This is a genomic window from Corynebacterium sp. KPL2734, assembly GCF_040225595.1.
In the GTDB taxonomy this organism is placed as follows: Bacteria; Actinomycetota; Actinomycetes; order Mycobacteriales; family Mycobacteriaceae; genus Corynebacterium; species Corynebacterium rhinophilum.
Map to the genome: position 1 here is coordinate 31,160 of NZ_JBEHFO010000014.1, position 17,533 is coordinate 48,692.

Here is a 17,533-nt window from a genome sequence, read left to right on the forward strand (position 1 = left end):
CATTAGCCATACGTCTTTTGGCTAATGGCGTGCGCCATGCGGGCGCCAGTGACTTTTAAAGGAGCGCAATGCAGACCTCCCTAGGGCTGACCCTGATGGGACTGGCCATCATCTTTGTGACGGTGGGAATCCTCATCCGTGGCCGCGTTAATCCCATTATTCCCATGACCTTGGTGCCCGTCATCGGCGCTGTGATAGCCGGTTTTGGGGTAGAAGATATCGCGGATTTCTTTGGCGAAGGCTTAAGTTCTGTCATCAACGTCGTGGTGATGTTCATCTTCGCCATCATTTTCTTCGGCTTTTTGCAGGATGTGGGGCTTTTTACCCCGGTGATCCGCAGCCTCATCAAGGCGACCCGCGGCAATGTCATGGCCGTGACTATAGGCACGGCCGCCATCGGCATCGTGGCGCACCTCGATGGATCGGGTTCCACGACCTTCCTTATTACGATTCCCGCATTGCTGCCGCTGTACCGGGCGCTACACATGTCGCGTTATGTGCTGATTACCATCGTGGCCCTAGCCGCTTCGGTGATGAATATGGTCCCGTGGGGCGGACCACTGGGGCGTGCCGGTGCGGTGGTTGAGCAAGACCCGAACGATATCTGGCTGCACTTATTGCCCATCCAAGGTGTGGCAGTGGTCCTCATCTTCGCCATTGCCGCCCTGTTGGGATGGCGCGAAAAGAGCCGCTTAGCCAAGCTGCAGGAAAGCGGCGAGATTAAGGGCACCATCTCAGTGGACGTGAATTCCTTGGCGGATGATTTTTCCGCCAAGCAGGCTGAGGAACAACAGAAACTCGGGTTCAGGTACCGGAAATCCCGGTGGGTTACTATCGCGAATATCGTCGTTGCCTTGGCCGTGCTCGCAGCCCTGCTTTCGGGCTTGCTGCCACCGGCACCCGCGTTCCTTATTGCTACCACCATTGCCTTGGTAGTGAACTTCGACGGCGCGATGGAGCAGGGCGATGCCTTGCGGCGTCACGCCCCCAACGCCTTGTCCATGGCCGGAGTGATCATTGCAGCCGCGATGTTTTTGGGCGTGCTCAATGAGACCAAGATGCTAGAAGAAATCGCGCTGAGCCTGGTGAATATTCTCCCGGAAGGAGTGGCGCCGTATCTGCACGTCATCGTGGGATTCTTTGGGGTTCCGCTAGACCTGTTGACCTCCACCGATGCGTATTACTTCTCGGTATTGCCCATCGTCCAGGGCACGGTGGAGTCCTTCGGCGTCAGCGGTATGGGCGCTGCGAGCGCCCTCATTATCGGCAACGTGGTGGGAACCTTCGTCTCCCCATTTTCGCCAGCACTGTGGCTGGCGCTTGGACTGGCGGACGGTCAGATGGGCAAGTACCTCAAGATAGCTTTCCCCATCGCATGGGTATTTTCCATCATCCTCGTCGCCATCGCCTTCTTTACCGGAATGCTGGCCTAAGCGGGCCCTGGAATCCAAGGGCCCTGTAGGCATGGAAAAAACCCGCAGTTTCCTGCGGGCTACTGTCGGGATAACAGGATTTGAACCTGCGACCTCTTCGTCCCGAACGAAGCGCGCTACCAACCTGCGCCATATCCCGGTCACTGCTTAAAAGCAGTACTGAGATACTTTAACGCACGGTGAATGAGATCGACAAAACGGCAGGTCTAGTCCACCTCAGTGATCCTCAGCAGGGTGGCCGAGGGGCGGCAGAATAAACGCACCGGGGCGAATTTGGACGTGCCCAAGCCATTGGAGACGTGCATCTTCATAGGGCCGAAATCATGCAGGCCCTGTGCGCGCGGGCGGTCGATGCCGCAATTGGTCACGATGGCGCGCGAACCGGGCAGGCACACCTGCCCACCGTGGGTATGGCCGGAAAGGGAGAGCTGGTAACCATCGGCGGCGAACTTTTCGAGCACGCGCGGCTCGGGGGCGTGGAGCAGGGCAAGCGATAGATCGGCATCTTCGTGGGGCGGGCCGGCGATTTCGGAATAATCGTCCAAGTCGTGGTGCGGATCGTCCACACCGGCCACGGCGAGGCGAACATTGCCCACCTTGAACTCGTGACGGGCCTGGTTGCCGTCGTACCAACCGTGCTCCACGAAGGCCGCGCGCATGCCGCGCCAAGGAAGGTCAACGTAGGAGGGCTCGCGCTTTTTACCCAGCAGGTATTTGAAGGGGTTGACCGGGCGCGGCGCCCAATAATCATTGGTGCCGAATACGAAGACGCCGGGCCGGGCGAGCAGCGGGCCGAGCGCGCGCAGGGTATCGGGCACGGCCTGCTTATCGGAGAGGTTGTCGCCGGTATTGACCACGAGGTCTGGCTCCAGCGCATCGAGGGCGGAGACCCAATCGATCTTGGTCTGCTGTCCCGGGATCATGTGCAGGTCAGAAATGTGCAGCAGGCGGAACTCTTCTTCGCCGCGCAGGGTGCCCTTGGGAAGGAGTGGAAGGGTAAATTCCTTGAGCTCGAATTTCGTGAGCTCGCTAAAACCCCAAGCAGCAACACCTAGGCCTGCGGCGACGCCGCCAAGAATCCGTTGAAGTTTCACAGCTTCTACACTACCTGCCTTAAATGGACGTATATTGAAAGGCATGAGCGAGCTAAAAGATACTATCCGAGCAGATCTGAAAACGTCGATGAAGGCCAAGGAAAAGCAGCGCACCAGCGCCATTCGCGCGCTGCTCGCGGCAATCCAGGCCGAAGAAACCACTGGCTCCCGCCACGAGCTGGAGGATGAAGACATCCTCAAGGTCATCGCGCGCGAGATTAAAAAGCGCCGCGAGTCCGCAGAGGTCTATGAAGAAAATGGCCGCCCGGAATTGGCAGAGGCTGAGCTTGTCGATGTCCCCTTCTTCGAGGCCTACCAGCCGCGCCAGCTCGATGATGCGGAGCTTAAGGCTTTGGTAGAAGAAGCAATTGCTGAGGTAGAAAAAGAAAACGGCGAAGCACCCACTATGAAGCAGATGGGTGCGGTCATGAAGGTTGCCAATGCAAAAGCCGCCGGCCAAGCCGACGGCAAGCGCCTTTCCGCAGAGGTAAAAGGCCAGCTTAACTAATCTTTAGCGGCCGAGGAGATTGCGGATATCGTTGCGGAAGTTATCGATATCTTCCTGGCGGATTCCAAAATCCTCTGGGCTGAGGTTCAATCCGCCGCCGTTATTTCCTCCCCAGTTGCTCACGCCGGTAGTGTTCCCGCTGCCGGTGTTATTTTGTGCGCCGGTCGTATTCGCACTGCCTACGCCGCTGGAGGGGGATTGGGTGGCAGAGGTGCCATCGGAAAGCTGCAGGGTAATCTCGGCGCCGTCCTTCTTGCCATCCTTGCCGGTAATCGCGCGCACCACTCGGCCGTAGGGAACATCCCCGCCGACAACGCGGGAGGTTTTTACCACATAGCCCTTGGCCTCAAGGGTGCTGCGGGCCTGTGACTCGTTTTTCCCGCGCAAGCTGTCGAGCAACTTATCCCCGGTGGTGCCGTCATCGTATTTCTTGTTGTAGTTGGGCAGCCCGCCCTGGGTAGCTTGCGGCAGCTGCGATGCCATGGTGAAAAATGTCTGCGCGGGCTCTAAGCCACCAAAGAGGTTGCCGGAGCCGGTGCACTGGCGCACGGGTGAGGTACACAGCGGCTGGGTATCGGTGCCGTCGTTATAAATATAAGGAGCGGCGGCGAGCCCGTCGTTGAATCCCAAAAATGCCGAGGACTGGTTGGACTCGGTGGTACCGGTCTTGGCGGCGATGGGAGAGCTAAAGCCAGCAGCCTGGGCGGCATCCTTGGCGGTTCCCTGTGTGGCATCTTCAGACAGCGCATTGGCTATGGCGTGGGCTACATCCTGGTCTACCGCCTGCTCGCATGGGGTTTCCTTGAGGTAGACCTCGTTGCCGTTCTTGTCCAGGACCTCGTCAATGGGATTGGGCTCGCACCACCGGCCATTGGAGGCAATCGTTGCGCCGACATTGGATAGTTCCAGCGGATTTACCGGGTTGGGGCCCAGGGTAAAGGAACCGGAATTGGCGTCCTTTGTGCGCTGCGCAATGGAAGTGTCCTTATCAAAGGTGCCCTTTTCGTCGTAGGAGCGCAGGCCGAGGCGTACCGCCATATCTACGATGGGTGCCACGCCAACCTGTTCGGTGAGCTTGATAAATGGCGTATTGGGCGAGTGGGCCAAGGCCTCTTGCAGTGTCATCGTGGCCTTATAGTTGCCCGCGTTTTCCACACAGTAGCGGTTGGCGGGGCAGTTATCGGCGCCGCCGTGGCCAAGGCCTTCGGCCTCATAGCGGGTGGGCACATCCACCGTATTCTTAATGCCGTAGCCAGCCTCGAGGGCGGCCGCGGCGGTAAAGGCCTTAAAAACCGAGCCGGCGCCATTGCCCACCAAGGAGTTGGTCTGCGGCAGCAGGGTTTCATTATTATCTTGGTCCAGCCCGTACGCACGGGAAGAGACCATGGCCAAGACCTTGCGGTCTGACGTGCCCGGTTCGATAACGTCCATCACCTCGGCGACGCCCTGAGCATTCGGGTTGGTGCGCGACTGCACCGCAGATAGCGCCGTATCCTGCACCTGCGGATCCAACGTGGTCTTTACGGTATATCCACCGTTGGCAAGCTGATCTTGGTCCATACCCTTTTCCTCAAGGTACTGCAGCACAAAATCGCAGAAAAAGCCGCGATCAGCTGCGCCGATGCAGCCATTGTCCAAGGTATTGGGCCGCTTGCCGACACCCAATTCTTCCCCCTTATACTCATCCGCATCCGCCTGCTCCAGATAGCCGTTATCCACCATGGACTGCAGCACGACGTTGCGGCGGTCAAGCACCTCTTCCTCATTGGTATAGGGGTTGAGGCGCTCTGAGGACTGCACCATGCCCGCCAGCATCGCCGCCTGCGGCACCGTGAGGTCCGCGGCGTGGCTATCAAAGTAGGTCCGCGCGGCGGCCTCCACGCCGTAGGCATGGTTGCCAAAAGAGACCAAGTTGAGGTAATTGGTGAGGATTTCCTTCTTATCCAATTCTTCATTCATCTGCGTTGCCATGCGCATTTCACGCAGCTTGCGGGTGACGGATTGCTCGGTCGCCGCGGCCCGTTCTTCATCGTTTTGTGCGGAGACGAGCAGGAGGTAGTTCTTGACGTACTGCTGGTCAATGGTGGACGCGCCCTGGGATACCCCGCCGGAGGTGAGGTTGGTCCACAGGGCGCGGAAATTGCCTTGGAGATCAACGCCGCCGTGCTCGTAAAAGCGTTCGTCTTCAATGGAGACGATGGCGTTTTTCATCGCGTCCGAAATCTCGTCACCATCTACGGGGTGGCGGCGTTGGCTATAGACATAGGCCATATCTTTGCCCGAGGCATCCTGCACCGTGGTAACACCAGGGATATTGCCGGCTGTTAGGTCTTGCAGGTCCGATTGCATGGTCTGGTTGGTGCGGGCGATCGCTACGCCGGAAATGCCCGCGAAGGGGGCAAGCGCGAGCGCGATGAGCGCGGCTACCAAGACCGTGGACAGGGCTATCTTGGACAAAGATTTGAAGACAGTCACGCCCAATACCCTACGTGGTTTGCCTGGCAATGGGGAGGGTGACCTGCACCCCCTAAAGTGTGACCTCGTAGACAATCTCGCGTTCTAGTGAATAGACTCAGGCCTCGGTACATAGTATTCCGTCTGGGAAGGAGAACACTCACCCATGACCGTTCGAGTGAAGACTGCGGGAATGTCCAATACAGCCCGAAATCCCGAGCGTGGTGAGTGGGTCACTCAAGCAAAGTGCCGCAATGAGGACCCAGACGCATTATTCGTGCGCGGCGCTGAACAGCGCAAAGCCGCCGTCATTTGCCGCCACTGCCCCGTTTTAACGGAATGCCGCGCAGACGCCCTTGATAACCGCGTGGAATTTGGCGTGTGGGGCGGGTTGACCGAGCGTCAGCGCCGCGCGCTCCTGCGCAAGAACCCTCACATCACAGACTGGGCCAATTACCTGGCTAAGGGTGGCGAACTCGTCGGCATTTAAGGCGGTCAGGGGTGTGACTGTCCTCGCAGCGGCGACAGCGCTGCGAAATAGGGTCGGCATAAGTCGTATTAAATCGCTAGAATGAACCCCATGACTAAATGGGAATACGCAACCGCACCAGTACTGACCCACGCCACCAAGCAGATTCTTGACTCTTGGGGCGAAGACGGATGGGAATTGGTCTCCATCACCCCTGGCCCCAACCCGGAGAACGTGGTGGCCTACTTCAAGCGCGAGGTGGCAGAGTAAATGAGCTTTTCCGCTCGCTTGAAAGAGCTGGGGGTGGAACTGCCGGGCGTCGCTAAGCCGCTGGCTTCTTATGTGCCAGCGCTGCGCGTGGGCAATCAGGTATGGACTTCTGGCCAGCTTCCCCTGGTGGAAGGCTCCCTGCCGGTGACCGGCAAGGTGGGCGCCGAGGTCACCACGGAGCAGGCCCAAGAACAGGCCCGCACCGCCGTACTTAATGCCCTGGCCGCTGTCGATGCCGAGATCGGGCTGGACAATATCTCCCGCGTGATCAAGATCGTTGGCTTCGTGGCCTCGGATCCCAGCTACGAAGAACAGCCCGCGGTGGTTAACGGGGCATCGGATTTCATCGGGGAAGTATTCGGCGAGGCTGGCGCGCACGCGCGTTCTGCAGTCGGCGTTGCCGCCTTGCCCAAGAACGCCCCGGTGGAGATCGAATTGATCGTAGAGATCGCTGAGTGATCGGTTAGGCTGGTAGGCATGGAGCACCCCGCATACAGTCAATTGCGTCCCGTAAGCCAATCCGTCGGCGTAGTTCTTTGTGATAATCCCAGCTATACCGCCCTCGAGGGCACGAATACCTGGATTATCAGCGCCGCTGAAGACTCTCGGTCGATCGTCGTAGACCCGGGGCCGGAAGATGAAGGCCACCTCAACGTTGTGCATCGCCATGCCGGTGAGGTGGCTTTAATTCTGCTTACCCACCGCCACGATGACCACGCTTCGGGCGCGCAACGGCTCCGGCAGATGACCGGCGCACCTATCCGTGCCTTCGATCCTAGCTATTGCAATGGCGCGGAGGCGTTGCAGAAGGGTGAAATCCTGACTTTGGAGGGCATCACCCCGCAACTGGAGGTCCTGCATACACCGGGCCACACCGCGGACTCCACGTCCTTTTTCGTGTGGAGCGGGGAGGTGGAAAAATCCCGGCTAGAAGGCATCGTTACCGGCGATACCATCGCGGGGCGCCACACCGTTTTGCTCTCAGAAACGGACGGCGATTTGGCCGATTACCTGCATGCCCTGGATGTGCTGGAATCCCGCGGCAAGGATGTTCCGCTCTTCCCGGGCCACGGGCCGGATTTGGAGGATACCTCGCAGGTAGCGCGCAAGTATATTGATCGCCGCCACTACCGCCTAGATCAGATCCGGGAAATCCGCTCCCGGCTGGGTGATGACGTGGACCTGACCACCTTGGTCAATGAAATGTATGACGATGTGGATCCGGTGCTGCGCCATGCCGCAGAGCAATCTACGCGCACCGCGTTGAAGTACCTCGACGGTACCGACAACTAACGCCCGGCGCGGCGGTCAGCCGGCTAAAACGCTTATTCCCTCCAGCCCTAGTGCTTATGCACGGGGGCGGAGGGAATTTTTGGTTTTATCGCGCGCGGCGGGCGAGGTGCTCGGTATCGACGATGAGTACGGACTTGCCCTCGAGGCGAATCCAGCCGCGGTGGGCGAAGGTAGCCAGGGCCTTGTTGACGGTCTCGCGGGAAGCGCCGACCAACTGGGCAATCTCTTCCTGGGTGAGATCGTGGTTGACGCGCAGCGCGCTGCCTTCCTGGACACCAAAGCGGTTAGCCAGCTGCAGCAGGGTCTTGGCAACACGGCCAGGCACGTCGGTGAAGATAAGGTCCGCCAGGTTGGCGTTAGTGCGGCGCAGGCGGCGGGCCAGCACGCGCAGCAGCTGCTGGGCGATGGCGGGGTGATCGCTTACCCACTTATCCAGTAGCTCGGAGTTCATGGTGGCGGCCTGAACCTCGGTCACGCAGACGGCAGACGAGGTGCGTGGGCCCGGATCGAAGATGGAGAGCTCGCCGAACATATCGGACGGGCCCATCACGGTCAGGAGGTTTTCGCGGCCATCCGGGGCGTGACGGGCGAGCTTAATCTTGCCGGAGGTGATGATATACAAACGGTCACCGGGCTCGCCTTCATCGAAGATGGTGGTACCGCGCGGGAAGCGCACTGTCTCCATCTGCTCGAGAAGATTCTGCACTGCTACGGGATCAACGCCTTGGAAGATTCCGGCGCGGGAGAGGGTGTCCTGTACGCCTTCCACGTTTTACTCCTTGGATGTCGACTGCGATAAGTCACTAAAGTGCTTGGGCCACATCCTTTTGCGGGCTCCAGGGAGGCACGCTAATGCGGAACAAGCGGGGTCAATTTTTAGCGTACCCCATTTTACAGTGCAGTTCGTCACTTTTGGGTACTGCCCTAGTTTCGTTCACATAACAGAAATGGGATCACTTACGCCCCCAGCGTTACAGCCAGCGCGTTTTCTATTAATCCGCGAAGACAACCGCTTCCAATTTTTCCATCAGGAGCGCGAAAAGGGCGATGCCAAGCGGAACAAAAATAACAAGTGAAATCATGTATTCCTATCCTACTAAGCTTGGCGGTATGAGTTCATCACAGCCAGCCACCGCGGCCCCGAGTAAGAGGGCGCCCATCATTAACGCGCGATTGGCACGCGAACACCCCGATGCGCAGTGCGAGCTCGATTTTGACTCTCCCCTCCAACTCTTGGTTGCCACGGTGCTCTCCGCGCAGTGCACGGATGCGCGCGTGAACTCGGTGACCCCTGAGCTTTTCCGCACCTATCCCACGGCGGCCGATTATGCGGCGGCCAAGCGGGAAGATTTGGAGGCGATCCTGCGGCCGCTGGGTTTCAGCGGGCCAAGGCGGGTCACCTCATGGGCATCGGCGAGCGCCTAGTTTCTGAATTCGACGGCGAGGTGCCACAGACCGTAAAGGAACTTACCTCTCTGCCTGGGGTGGGCCGCAAGACGGCGCTGGTGGTGCTGGGCGATGCCTTCGGGGTACCCGGCCTTACGGTGGATACGCACTTTAGCCGCCTGATGCAGCGCCTAGCGCTGACGGGGGAGAAGACGCCGGTGAAGATTGAAAGGGACATCGCTAAGCTCATTGCAGAGGACGAGTGGACGATGTTTTCCCACCGCGTGATTTTTCACGGTCGGCGCGTCTGCCATGCTCGGAACCCGGAGTGTGGGAATTGCGTGGTGCGGGATCTGTGCCCGGCTGCATTAAGCTAGCGGTATGAAAAAATACGTCTTCGGCACCGTCATTGCGGCCATTGTCATCGCAGTCCTCGTGGTAGTGGGAGTCATGCAGCTGCGTGGGGATGACACCGGCGCGGGCGATTCGGCGCAGGCCCCTAGCGCGGGCTCGGGATCTGCGGGCGACCAGGACGTAGCAGAGCGCCCAGATTGCCCCGCGGGGCCCATCGCCGGGGTGGATCTGGAGTGCCTGGGCGGCGATGATGCAAGCGAAGGGGACAAGGCGGATGAAGGAATTACCATCGCCAACGTGTGGGCGTGGTGGTGCGAGCCGTGCCGCGCGGAATTGCCCTACTTGGACGAGGTGGCGGAATCGCACCCGGATTGGAAGGTCATTGGAGTGCACGCGGATAAAAATGCCGGCAACGGGGCCGCATTCCTTAACGATGTTGGAGTAGACCTGCCGAGCTTCCAGGATCCGGATAATAGCTTCGCGGGCACGCTGGGCCTGCCGGGCGTGGTTCCCGTGACCGTCATTCTCCGCGATGGGGAAGTGATCAAGCAGGCGGCGCAGCCGTTTACCTCGGCGGCCGAGATCGAAAAAACGGTTGAGGAGGCGCTTGCCGGATGAGTGAATTATGGCCCGAATACGCACCCGAGTGGATAAAACCCGCGCTGGGCGTCGATCCGAGTCAGGTGCAGGAGCTTATTGGGCAGCGGCAAGCATCCCAGCTCAATGGCTCGGAGGAAGAAGTGCCAGTCAAGCGGGAAGCCGCGGTGCTGATGCTGCTTAGCGGGAACAGTGTGGAGGATGGCGAAATTTTGCTTACGCACCGCTCGCCGTCCCTGCGCTCGCATTCCGGGCAGATTGCCTTTCCCGGCGGCCGGCGGGATCCGGGCGATACCTCGCTGGTAGATACCGCCCTGCGGGAGGCGTGGGAGGAAACCGATCTGCAGCGCCACACGGTCACGCCCTTAGAGCAGTGGGAACAGCTGCACATTCGCGCCACGGGGAATCCGGTAAGCCCAATTTTGGCCCACTGGGCGGAGCCGGGCGAGGTCTATCCCGCTAGCCCGGCGGAGACCGATGATGTGTTCTTCGTCCCGATCAGGGAGCTCATTGACCCCCGCAACCGCCTGCTGGTGGGATTCAAGCAGTGGCAAGGACCGGCGTTTTATGCCAATGACTACGTCATTTGGGGCTTTACTGCCGGGGTGCTGGCAGCATTATTGGATCATTCTGGGTGGAGCGTACCGTGGGATAACAATTCGGTCATAGACCTGCGTGACACCCTCAAAAAGTCCCGCAATAATGAGAAGATGTCCTAATTGTCCGCGCGCTTAAGGCGCCGGAGGACGCACGAGATTTCGATAGAGAAAGAACCAAAGCCATGACTGCTGCGCTCATTGTTGACAGCCTGATTGTGCTTGCCGTGTTAGCAGCGTTGCTCAGTGGTTGGCGCAATGGTGCGCTCGCCGCGGTGCTCTCCGCCATTGGCGTAGGCGCGGGCCTCGTGGTGGGCATCGCTGTAGCACCCAGCGTATTGAGCAAAGTGGACGAGCCTTCGCTGCGCCTGCTCCTGCTCGTGGGCATCCTAGTTTTGCTGGTGGGCATCGGGCAGATCATCGGTTCTTCCTTGGGCACCAACGTGCGCGACCGCATGAAGGCGCGCAGTACCCAGCGGGTAGATTCGCTGTTCGGGGCGGTTTTCCAGTCCTTTATTGCCCTTATCGTCATCTGGATGATTTCCATCCCCGTGGCCACCAATTTGGGCGGATCCGCAGGGCAGGGGCTGCGCGAATCCCGCATCCTGAGCAACCTCAATGCTGCCGCACCGCCGAGCTTGGCTTCCCTTCCCAACGGCGTGGCGGCCATGCTTAATGAATCGGGGCTTCCGCCCTTGGTTTCGCCGTGGGAAAAGTCCATCAGCGGCGAGGATGTCGAGGATCCAGCTCCGGACGTACAGAACCCAGAGCTGGTGCGCAGCATCCGCCCGTCCATCATTCACGTGCTTGGCGATGCCGAAGAGTGCTCCCGCCGCCTCTTGGGTTCCGGTTTTGTGGTGGACAATGACTATGTGGTGACCAATGCCCACGTGGTGGCCGGCACCCAAACGGTGAGGTTGGATACGAAGCTCGGGCTAAAAGACGCCACGGTGGTCTACTACAACCCAGAGGTCGATATCGCCGTCTTGCGCGCGCCGGATCTGGGCATCCAACCCCTGCCGTGGGCGCAGCAGCCGGCCCAGACCGGCGACGATGCCATGGTCATGGGCTTTCCACACTCCGGTCCCTTTAACGCGGAAATGGCCCGGGTGCGCGATCGCATCACCATCGCCGGCCCAGATATCTATTCCCAAGGCCGGGTAGAGCGCGATTCTTATACGGTGCGCGGCAATATCCAACAGGGCAATTCCGGCGGCCCCCTGGTCAATACCGCGGGCGAGGTCTTGGGCGTTATCTTCGGCGCCTCAGTGGATGATTCTGAGACCGGATACGCGCTGACCGCAGACGAGGTCATCGGCCACATTGGGGATGTCACCCAATTGCAGCGCCCGGTAGAAACGGGCGAGTGCGTGGCGCACTAGCCTTCGTATTAGATCCGCGTGGGGTATGTCTCCCCACGCGCCGTCCTACGCGCCCCACGCGCCCTATGCGTCGAGCCAGCGGAGCAGCTCGTCGACGAACTGCTCGGGGGCCTCGAGGAAGGGCAGGTTCTTGGCACCTGGAATCGAGGTGGCGCTAAAACCAGCGCGGGCGCGGAGGGCGGCCCGCTTTATCACCGGGTTCCACAAGCGCTGTTGGGCGTGGATGAAAAGGACGGGGCGTTTTACGCCTAATTCGGACCAGTTTAAGGGCACCACGGCGGTGCGCATCCGGTGATTCCATAGGATCCCGCGGCGCACTTTGCCAATCTGTGAGGCGCGCAGGCGCAGGCTAAGGATGGACTCTAGGGTGGCATCGGCAAGCGCGGGCCCCGTATCCAGGCTGAGCTCCTTGCGATAGGCCCGGGGACTGAGCAGCAAGGTATTCGCTCGGGTGACCTTTGGTAGGTGGCAGAGGAGGGAACGCAGGATCATCCACCCAAAGTCCCAGGGGCGGGCGGCGATGGCGCGGCGGATATCGACGGGGTGGGCGGCCGAGACGGAGACCAGGCCGCGGACGCGGTTGGGGCGCTCGGCGGCCAGGCACCACGCCACCGCGCCACCGGTATCGGCGCCGACGATATAGGCATCATCGTGGCCCAATGCCTGGATGAGGCCATCCAGATCACCGACCAAGGTGCGGATATCCTGGCCGGGATCGATGGGCGGCTTATCGGACATGCCAAAGCCGCGCATATCCACCGCGGCAACGTGGTACCCGCACTGGGCGAGGGGCCCGATGACCTCTTGAAAATCGAACCAGCCGCCAAAAGCGCCGTGAATAAAAACGACGAGGGGATCAGCGCTATCGCCCGCTATGGCCACGTGCAGGCGGATGCCACGGGTGTGGACAAACTCGTGCGCAAAGGGTCCTTCCAGCTCAACCGTGGAGGGGGGAAGTGGTGCTAAGGCCATGGAGGACAAGGCGCCTTTCTATGTGTACAGAAAATCCGCCCCAGGAAAGGCTGAGGCGGATCTAATAGTGCGTGCGGTTTAGGTGTACAGGCCGTGAGTGTCCTTGCGGTCCAGCGACTTCTGCGCCTTGCCCGGAATCAGGTTCTTGAGTTCCTTTGTGGAATCTATGGTCTTTTGTGGTGCCTTGACCTTCTTGACGTTCTTGACGCCGAGCAGGGCGAGGGCACCGGCCACCACGATCATCACGAGGAAGACGATCAAGAAGGCAGCCCAGCGGTCCAGCCAGAGGGCGAGGAGCTCAGCGACGAAGATGAAAAAGAAGAAAGAGCTGTACAGCGCGATGGTGCCCGCTGCACCGAAGAAACCGGCGCCGATGCCGCCCTTCTTTGCGGACTGCGCCAGCTCCGTCTTGGCCAGCTCTACCTCAGAGCGCACGAGCTGGGACATCTGCTCGGTGGCATTGGAGACCAACTTGCCGATGGAGGTTTCGGAGGACGATGCATCAACATCGCTCAAAGGAATCGAATTAACCTTTGGTGCGAATTGATCGGTGCCGTCAGTAAATAATCCATCGTTGCTCACGATTAATTCTCCTCGTTTTCATCTAAACCTTGTAACGGCCCCAATGATAATAGATACAGCGCGGTTTTACGGTGCCACGCCAAAGGTAAGGGCCTTCGGGGCTCGGGGCGTCTAGGGCTATCCTAATGTATATGCCAGAAAATGACCCGTTATCCCCGCTATTTCGCCTCCCGGGGGTGAAAGAAGGTGCGGACAAAGCCGCGGCGGCCATCGCGCGCGCCCACCGCAGGCCGGCCGGGCTGCGCAGGTATGAGGTCATCTCCGCGGAGTCCTTGATGCGCGGGGCGCGCGCTAGCGTGGCCTTGGATGGGCACGCCATCCCCCCGCACCCTGGCCCGGGCGATGTGGAAAGTGGGCCGCTCGCCGGCTCGGTCAGCGCGTATTCCGTGGCGGCGCCTGAGGTGGTGGACTCCACCGTCCGTTCCTTTGCCCGCGCGCCGCTGCAGGTGCTCGCGCGCATCGACGTCGCTGCCGGCGGAACCGGGATCCCCGGCGGCGATAGTGCGCGCTTGCAGGGCTTGGCGCGCCTGATTGCGCAGGGTAGCGGCCCGGCATTCCGCGATCTTTTGCCAAGTGTCGTGCACGCTGAAATCGCGGCCGGCGAATTCTTTGGCCCGCGCAGCGGCGTGGTGGCGCGGGTTGCGGCCCGACTGGCCGCCATACACACCGGCTTTGATCCCCGCGGGTTCGCCGTGCCAGAGGTGTATTTCCACCGTCATTCCAAGGCCTATCGCGAGTGCCGCGCGAACTACCGCGACAGCCCCGGTGAGGTGGTGCTTTTCTATCTCTCCGCATGGGAGGTAGGCGGCAAAGAAGCCGATGCCATCGCCCGTGCTGCCTAACCGTACGCCCGTACCCGGTAGGCGGTGAACACCCATTCGGTGCTGGTCATCGCCGTGCAGGTAGATAATTTTTCTTAGCTGTTGTGATCGGGTAATGAACGTGTCATAATAAGCGGTGCAAGGCCCCGATATACAGTGTGGCCTGCCCCGGCTCGCCCCCCGAGGCCGGGTTACTGACGGCCCGCGCACCCCCCGATGCGCGGGCCGTCACCTATATCTACGGTTATCCACAAGGCTTTGTTGAAAATGCAACTAACCGAGCGCTAAGTGGTAGCTTTCCCGTACTTATCCACAGGCGGGAAGTTCCATCCCTAGTGCAGCCGAGGCGGGTGCTTCAAGCTAGGGGGCATGAATACAGCACAGTCTCGCTCCACCATCGTCGTTGCCATAGGTGAGGAAGCCTTGCGCGCCGAGGCAGTTCATGCCGCCGCCGCGACCAGCCACGAGGTCATTACGGTGACCGATCCCCGCGATATTCCGCGCAGCCTCGCCGGGGCCTATACGGTTCTGGTCGATGCGCTCATGGCACGCGTTATCGCCTCTGCCCAAGCCGCACAGGCTACGCCCGCCCCGGTGCTTTTCCTCGCCGCAGATCCGGGGCCCATTGATTACGAGGCGGCACTTGCCTGCCATGCGGACCGCGCCTTTATTATCCCCGCGGAGATTAAAGACCTGCTGGCGGCTATTGCACAGGCCGCGCACCCACCGGAGGACCACCTCGGTAGCGCCACCATCGCGGTGGTGGGCGCCAGCGGTGGGGTAGGAGCCTCTACCTTTGCAGCGGCCCTGGCGCGTTCCCACTGCATGGCGGGTGAGCAGGCGCGGGCGCTGCTTATCGATGCCACCGCGCACTCCGGCGGCCTCGATCTCCTCCTCGGCGTGGAAACGGCGCCGGGTGCCCGCTGGCCGGAGCTCAATATTGGCGATGGCAGCATCGATGCCGCCGATCTCTACCGCGCCTTGCCCTCTACCTCCGATGGCATAGCGGTGCTATCCGCAGCGCGCAGCACGGTCAAGGACTCGTTCAAGCTGGATGCCACGCTCTTGGCGGCGGTGACGTCTGCGGCGCATGCGGGCGAGGGCCTATGCGTTGTGGATTGCACGGCGGACAATATCCCCGCTTCCTGCACGCACGTGGTGCTGGTGGTGGCAGCGGAGGTGCGCTCGGCAGCGGCTGCCGCACAACTTATCCTGCGCCTGGATGAGGCGCGACGCGACATCGTGGTGATTCTGCGCCAACGGCAGTGGGCGGCGCTGAGTGCTCCAGAGGTAGAAGACATTATCCACCACCGGGTCATCGCCCAATTGCCCACCGTGCGCGGGCTCACCCGCAGCATCGAGATCGGTGGATTACCGGCCCGGCTCCCCGCGGCACTGGCCAAAACCGCCCGTACGGTGCGCGAGGAGGTAGGGGCATGAGCGTGGCGATGGATAGCTCGGCCGAAACCATGGAAAAGACCATGGAGAAGATGCAGCGGGTCATTGCCGCCGAGCCGGATCTGGTGCACGACGCCCCTAGCTTGGCCCGGCGGATCCGCGAGGAAGCAGGGGTTATCAGTGATGTCGCCGTGGTGGATCTGCTCCGGCGCTTGCGCCAAGATGCCACCGGCATGGGGCCACTGGATGCCTTATTGGCCCGGCAGGGCGTGACCGATGTCGTGGTCAACGGGCCTGAACACGTCTTTATGGACCGAGGAGAGGGGCTAGAGCGCAGCGATATCACCTTTCGCAACGATGGGGAGGTGCGCCAGCTTGCCTCTCGGTTGGCCGCGGCATCGGGCACGCGGCTTGATGATGCCCAGCCTTTTGCCGATGGCCGCGTCACGCGCCCCGATGGCGTCGTGCTCCGCGTGCATGCCCTTTTAAGCCCACCCGCAGTGGGCGGAACGTGCATTAGCCTGCGCGTATTGCGGCAGACGCAGACCACCCTGCCGCAGTTGGTGGCCAATGGCACCGTGCCGGAGGACATCGGCCAGCTGCTTGCCGCGATGGTGGACAAGCGATTGTCCTTCCTCGTTATCGGAGGTACCGGCTCCGGCAAGACGACGCTGCTCTCGGCGCTTTTAGGAACCGTATCCGAGCGCGAGCGCATCGTGGTCATCGAAGATACGGCGGAGCTGTCGCCGCACCACCCGCATTGCGTGAGCATCGTCTCGCGCCGGGCGAACGCGGAAGGCAGCGGGGAAATCACCATGGCGCAATTGCTGCGGCAAGCGCTGCGCATGCGCCCAGACCGCATCGTCGTCGGTGAGATTCGCGGCCCAGAGGTAGTCGATCTCCTCGCCGCGCTGAATACGGGCCACGATGGCGGTGCGGGTACCTTGCACGCCAATTCCCTCTTTGAGGTACCCGCCCGCATGGAGGCCCTCGGCGCACTCGGCGGCCTGGACCGCAGCGCCCTGCACTCGCAATTGGCGGCTGCCGTCAACGTGGTGCTCACCATGGAGCGCACGCCGCACGGCCGGCGCCTGGCCCATATCGGCGTCTTAGAGGGCAATCCGGTCACCCCGCGCATTGTCTGGAGTGCGACCGAAGGGCCCGCGCCTGGCTTTGCGGAATTCTCCGCCGCGCTGTTGGAGGAACGGCGCGAAGAAGCAGGAGGTCAGGCGGATGCTTAGTTTCTTATTGCTCGCCGCAGCGCTTTTGCTGTCTGCGCCCTCGAGCGCGGCCCGCATCGCCGGAAAGGGCAGCCGGATAAAGGCCAGTTCCCTGGTCATTTTGGGCGCCGTATTCTGCGGCAGCTTGGTCTTCTTCTCGGTTGGGCGGATAAGCATTGCGGTCGCGGCGGCGATCATCGCCTGGTGCGTGTCGTGGTATATCAAGGACGTCATGGCCGCCCGCACGCGCCGGCGCGGCCGCGAGGCCCTAGCCGGATACTTCGGTGTCGTGACCGCTGACCTGCGCGCCGGGGCGACCCTCGCAAGCGCGCTATCGCGCGGGGCGGAGTCCCTTCCCTCGACGACGCCGCGGGATATGAGCGCGGCCTTAGAATCCACCGCTACCGCGGCGGCCCGCGGCGCGCCCCCACACGTGGCGCTCTCTGGCGCCCATGCGGATGCAGAACTTACCCGGTTAGGCCACCTGCTCGAATTATCTACTCAGCATGGCATCGGGGTAGCCAGCCTCTTTGAGCAGGCCCAAAGCCGGATGGATGCGCTGCGCCGCCACCACCAATCCACCGCAGCCGGGCTGCAGGGACCCCAAGCTACGGCGACGGTCTTGGCGTGTCTTCCCATTGCGGGCATCGCCATGGGCGGGGCGATGGGGGCCAATTCGCTGGGCTTTTTGCTCGGCGGGGGAG

The 17,533-nt window shown here is 61.2% G+C and carries 18 protein-coding genes, 1 tRNA gene and 1 pseudogene; 14 read left to right on the plus strand and 6 right to left on the minus strand.

The window, feature by feature from the left end:
• The first annotated feature begins 68 nt into the window (after positions 1–68).
• The gene (locus ABRP88_RS08970; protein WP_349836986.1) at positions 69–1,433 is read left to right on the plus strand and encodes a CitMHS family transporter; all 1,365 of its coding nucleotides are present in this window, start codon (positions 69–71) and stop codon (positions 1,431–1,433) included.
• Positions 1,434–1,498: 65 nt separating this feature from the next.
• Here ABRP88_RS08970 and ABRP88_RS08975 read toward each other — a convergent pair.
• Together ABRP88_RS08975 and ABRP88_RS08980 are read right to left on the minus strand one after the other, a co-directional pair.
• Positions 1,499–1,572, minus strand: a tRNA-Pro gene (locus ABRP88_RS08975).
• 67 nt (positions 1,573–1,639) lie between these two features.
• The gene (locus tag ABRP88_RS08980; protein WP_284770738.1) at positions 1,640–2,527 is read right to left on the minus strand and encodes a metallophosphoesterase; all 888 of its coding nucleotides are present in this window, start codon (positions 2,525–2,527) and stop codon (positions 1,640–1,642) included.
• A 43-nt stretch (positions 2,528–2,570) separates the two neighbouring features.
• On the opposite strand from ABRP88_RS08980, the gene ABRP88_RS08985 reads away from it, so the two are divergent.
• The gene (locus tag ABRP88_RS08985; protein WP_005276488.1) at positions 2,571–3,035 is read left to right on the plus strand and encodes a GatB/YqeY domain-containing protein; all 465 of its coding nucleotides are present in this window, start codon (positions 2,571–2,573) and stop codon (positions 3,033–3,035) included.
• 3 nt (positions 3,036–3,038) lie between these two features.
• Here the strand turns inward: ABRP88_RS08985 and ABRP88_RS08990 are convergent, their stop codons facing one another.
• Entirely contained in the window at positions 3,039–5,510 is a 2,472-nt protein-coding gene (locus tag ABRP88_RS08990) for a transglycosylase domain-containing protein (protein WP_349836987.1), read from the minus strand.
• 145 nt (positions 5,511–5,655) lie between these two features.
• Here ABRP88_RS08990 and ABRP88_RS08995 point away from each other — a divergent pair, with 145 nt between their 5' ends.
• From ABRP88_RS08995 to ABRP88_RS09010, 4 genes are all read left to right on the plus strand, one after another.
• Complete coding sequence (locus ABRP88_RS08995; protein ID WP_005276491.1) at positions 5,656–5,979, plus strand: WhiB family transcriptional regulator; 324 nt, start codon at positions 5,656–5,658, stop codon at positions 5,977–5,979.
• Between the two features lie 90 nt (positions 5,980–6,069).
• Complete coding sequence (gene sp36 / locus ABRP88_RS09000; protein ID WP_126318073.1) at positions 6,070–6,228, plus strand: Sp36 family protein; 159 nt, start codon at positions 6,070–6,072, stop codon at positions 6,226–6,228.
• Positions 6,229–6,687 (plus strand): RidA family protein, encoded by a 459-nt coding sequence (locus ABRP88_RS09005; protein ID WP_349836988.1) that lies wholly within the window; start codon positions 6,229–6,231, stop codon positions 6,685–6,687.
• 18 nt (positions 6,688–6,705) lie between these two features.
• Positions 6,706–7,521 (plus strand): MBL fold metallo-hydrolase, encoded by an 816-nt coding sequence (locus ABRP88_RS09010; RefSeq protein ID WP_349836989.1) that lies wholly within the window; start codon positions 6,706–6,708, stop codon positions 7,519–7,521.
• A gap of 85 nt (positions 7,522–7,606) precedes the next feature.
• Here the strand turns inward: ABRP88_RS09010 and glxR are convergent, their stop codons facing one another.
• Positions 7,607–8,290: a CRP-like cAMP-activated global transcriptional regulator GlxR gene (glxR, locus tag ABRP88_RS09015; protein WP_005276495.1), complete on the minus strand. Its 684-nt coding sequence runs from the start codon at positions 8,288–8,290 to the stop codon at positions 7,607–7,609.
• Positions 8,291–8,694: 404 nt separating this feature from the next.
• Between glxR and nth the strand changes: the two are divergent.
• From nth to ABRP88_RS09035, 4 genes and pseudogenes are all read left to right on the plus strand, one after another.
• Positions 8,695–9,284: pseudogene (gene nth, locus ABRP88_RS09020) on the plus strand (endonuclease III).
• Between the two features lie 4 nt (positions 9,285–9,288).
• On the plus strand, positions 9,289–9,879 hold the full coding sequence (locus ABRP88_RS09025; protein WP_349836990.1) for a TlpA family protein disulfide reductase: 591 nt from the start codon (positions 9,289–9,291) through the stop codon (positions 9,877–9,879).
• Positions 9,876–10,577, plus strand: a complete 702-nt coding sequence (locus ABRP88_RS09030) for an NUDIX hydrolase (RefSeq protein WP_349836991.1) — start codon at positions 9,876–9,878, stop codon at positions 10,575–10,577. Before ABRP88_RS09025 ends, ABRP88_RS09030 begins: the two co-directional genes overlap by 4 nt.
• A gap of 62 nt (positions 10,578–10,639) precedes the next feature.
• Positions 10,640–11,836 (plus strand): MarP family serine protease, encoded by a 1,197-nt coding sequence (locus tag ABRP88_RS09035; RefSeq protein ID WP_349836992.1) that lies wholly within the window; start codon positions 10,640–10,642, stop codon positions 11,834–11,836.
• Positions 11,837–11,899: 63 nt separating this feature from the next.
• Here the strand turns inward: ABRP88_RS09035 and ABRP88_RS09040 are convergent, their stop codons facing one another.
• Complete coding sequence (locus ABRP88_RS09040; protein WP_349836993.1) at positions 11,900–12,808, minus strand: alpha/beta fold hydrolase; 909 nt, start codon at positions 12,806–12,808, stop codon at positions 11,900–11,902.
• Positions 12,809–12,886: 78 nt separating this feature from the next.
• Positions 12,887–13,390 carry a phage holin family protein gene (locus tag ABRP88_RS09045; RefSeq protein ID WP_502879891.1) on the minus strand — a complete coding sequence of 168 codons (504 nt, stop codon included), beginning with the start codon at positions 13,388–13,390 and terminating at the stop codon, positions 12,887–12,889.
• 125 nt (positions 13,391–13,515) lie between these two features.
• Between ABRP88_RS09045 and ABRP88_RS09050 the strand changes: the two genes are divergently transcribed.
• The 4 genes from ABRP88_RS09050 to ABRP88_RS09065 form a co-directional block, all read left to right on the plus strand.
• A complete protein-coding gene (locus ABRP88_RS09050) occupies positions 13,516–14,232 on the plus strand; it encodes an oxidoreductase (RefSeq protein WP_349836994.1) in 717 nt (238 codons plus the stop codon).
• A 348-nt stretch (positions 14,233–14,580) separates the two neighbouring features.
• Complete coding sequence (gene ssd, locus ABRP88_RS09055; protein ID WP_349836995.1) at positions 14,581–15,651, plus strand: septum site-determining protein Ssd; 1,071 nt, start codon at positions 14,581–14,583, stop codon at positions 15,649–15,651.
• The gene (locus ABRP88_RS09060) at positions 15,648–16,850 is read left to right on the plus strand and encodes a TadA family conjugal transfer-associated ATPase (protein ID WP_349836996.1); all 1,203 of its coding nucleotides are present in this window, start codon (positions 15,648–15,650) and stop codon (positions 16,848–16,850) included. Before ssd ends, ABRP88_RS09060 begins: the two co-directional genes overlap by 4 nt.
• Positions 16,843–17,533 (plus strand): type II secretion system F family protein (locus tag ABRP88_RS09065; protein ID WP_349836997.1); only part of this gene is annotated, 691 nt, incomplete at its 3' end. The genes ABRP88_RS09060 and ABRP88_RS09065, both read left to right, overlap by 8 nt.

Excerpts from the sequence above, each read along its gene's own strand:
- ABRP88_RS09060 (WP_349836996.1), top strand. The coding sequence starts at position 15,648 with ATGAGCGTGGCGATGGATAGCTCGGCCGAAACCATGGAAAAGACCATG.
- ABRP88_RS09010 (WP_349836989.1), top strand. The coding sequence starts at position 6,706 with ATGGAGCACCCCGCATACAGTCAATTGCGTCCCGTAAGCCAATCCGTC.
- ABRP88_RS09025 (WP_349836990.1), top strand. The coding sequence starts at position 9,289 with ATGAAAAAATACGTCTTCGGCACCGTCATTGCGGCCATTGTCATCGCA.
- ABRP88_RS09050 (WP_349836994.1), top strand. The coding sequence starts at position 13,516 with ATGTATATGCCAGAAAATGACCCGTTATCCCCGCTATTTCGCCTCCCG.
- sp36 (WP_126318073.1), top strand. The coding sequence starts at position 6,070 with ATGACTAAATGGGAATACGCAACCGCACCAGTACTGACCCACGCCACC.
- ABRP88_RS09030 (WP_349836991.1), top strand. The coding sequence starts at position 9,876 with ATGAGTGAATTATGGCCCGAATACGCACCCGAGTGGATAAAACCCGCG.
- ABRP88_RS08995 (WP_005276491.1), top strand. The coding sequence starts at position 5,656 with ATGACCGTTCGAGTGAAGACTGCGGGAATGTCCAATACAGCCCGAAAT.
- ABRP88_RS09005 (WP_349836988.1), top strand. The coding sequence starts at position 6,229 with ATGAGCTTTTCCGCTCGCTTGAAAGAGCTGGGGGTGGAACTGCCGGGC.
- ABRP88_RS09040 (WP_349836993.1), bottom strand. The coding sequence starts at position 12,808 with ATGGCCTTAGCACCACTTCCCCCCTCCACGGTTGAGCTGGAAGGACCC.
- ABRP88_RS09035 (WP_349836992.1), top strand. The coding sequence starts at position 10,640 with ATGACTGCTGCGCTCATTGTTGACAGCCTGATTGTGCTTGCCGTGTTA.
- ABRP88_RS08970 (WP_349836986.1), top strand. The coding sequence starts at position 69 with ATGCAGACCTCCCTAGGGCTGACCCTGATGGGACTGGCCATCATCTTT.
- ssd (WP_349836995.1), top strand. The coding sequence starts at position 14,581 with ATGAATACAGCACAGTCTCGCTCCACCATCGTCGTTGCCATAGGTGAG.
- ABRP88_RS08985 (WP_005276488.1), top strand. The coding sequence starts at position 2,571 with ATGAGCGAGCTAAAAGATACTATCCGAGCAGATCTGAAAACGTCGATG.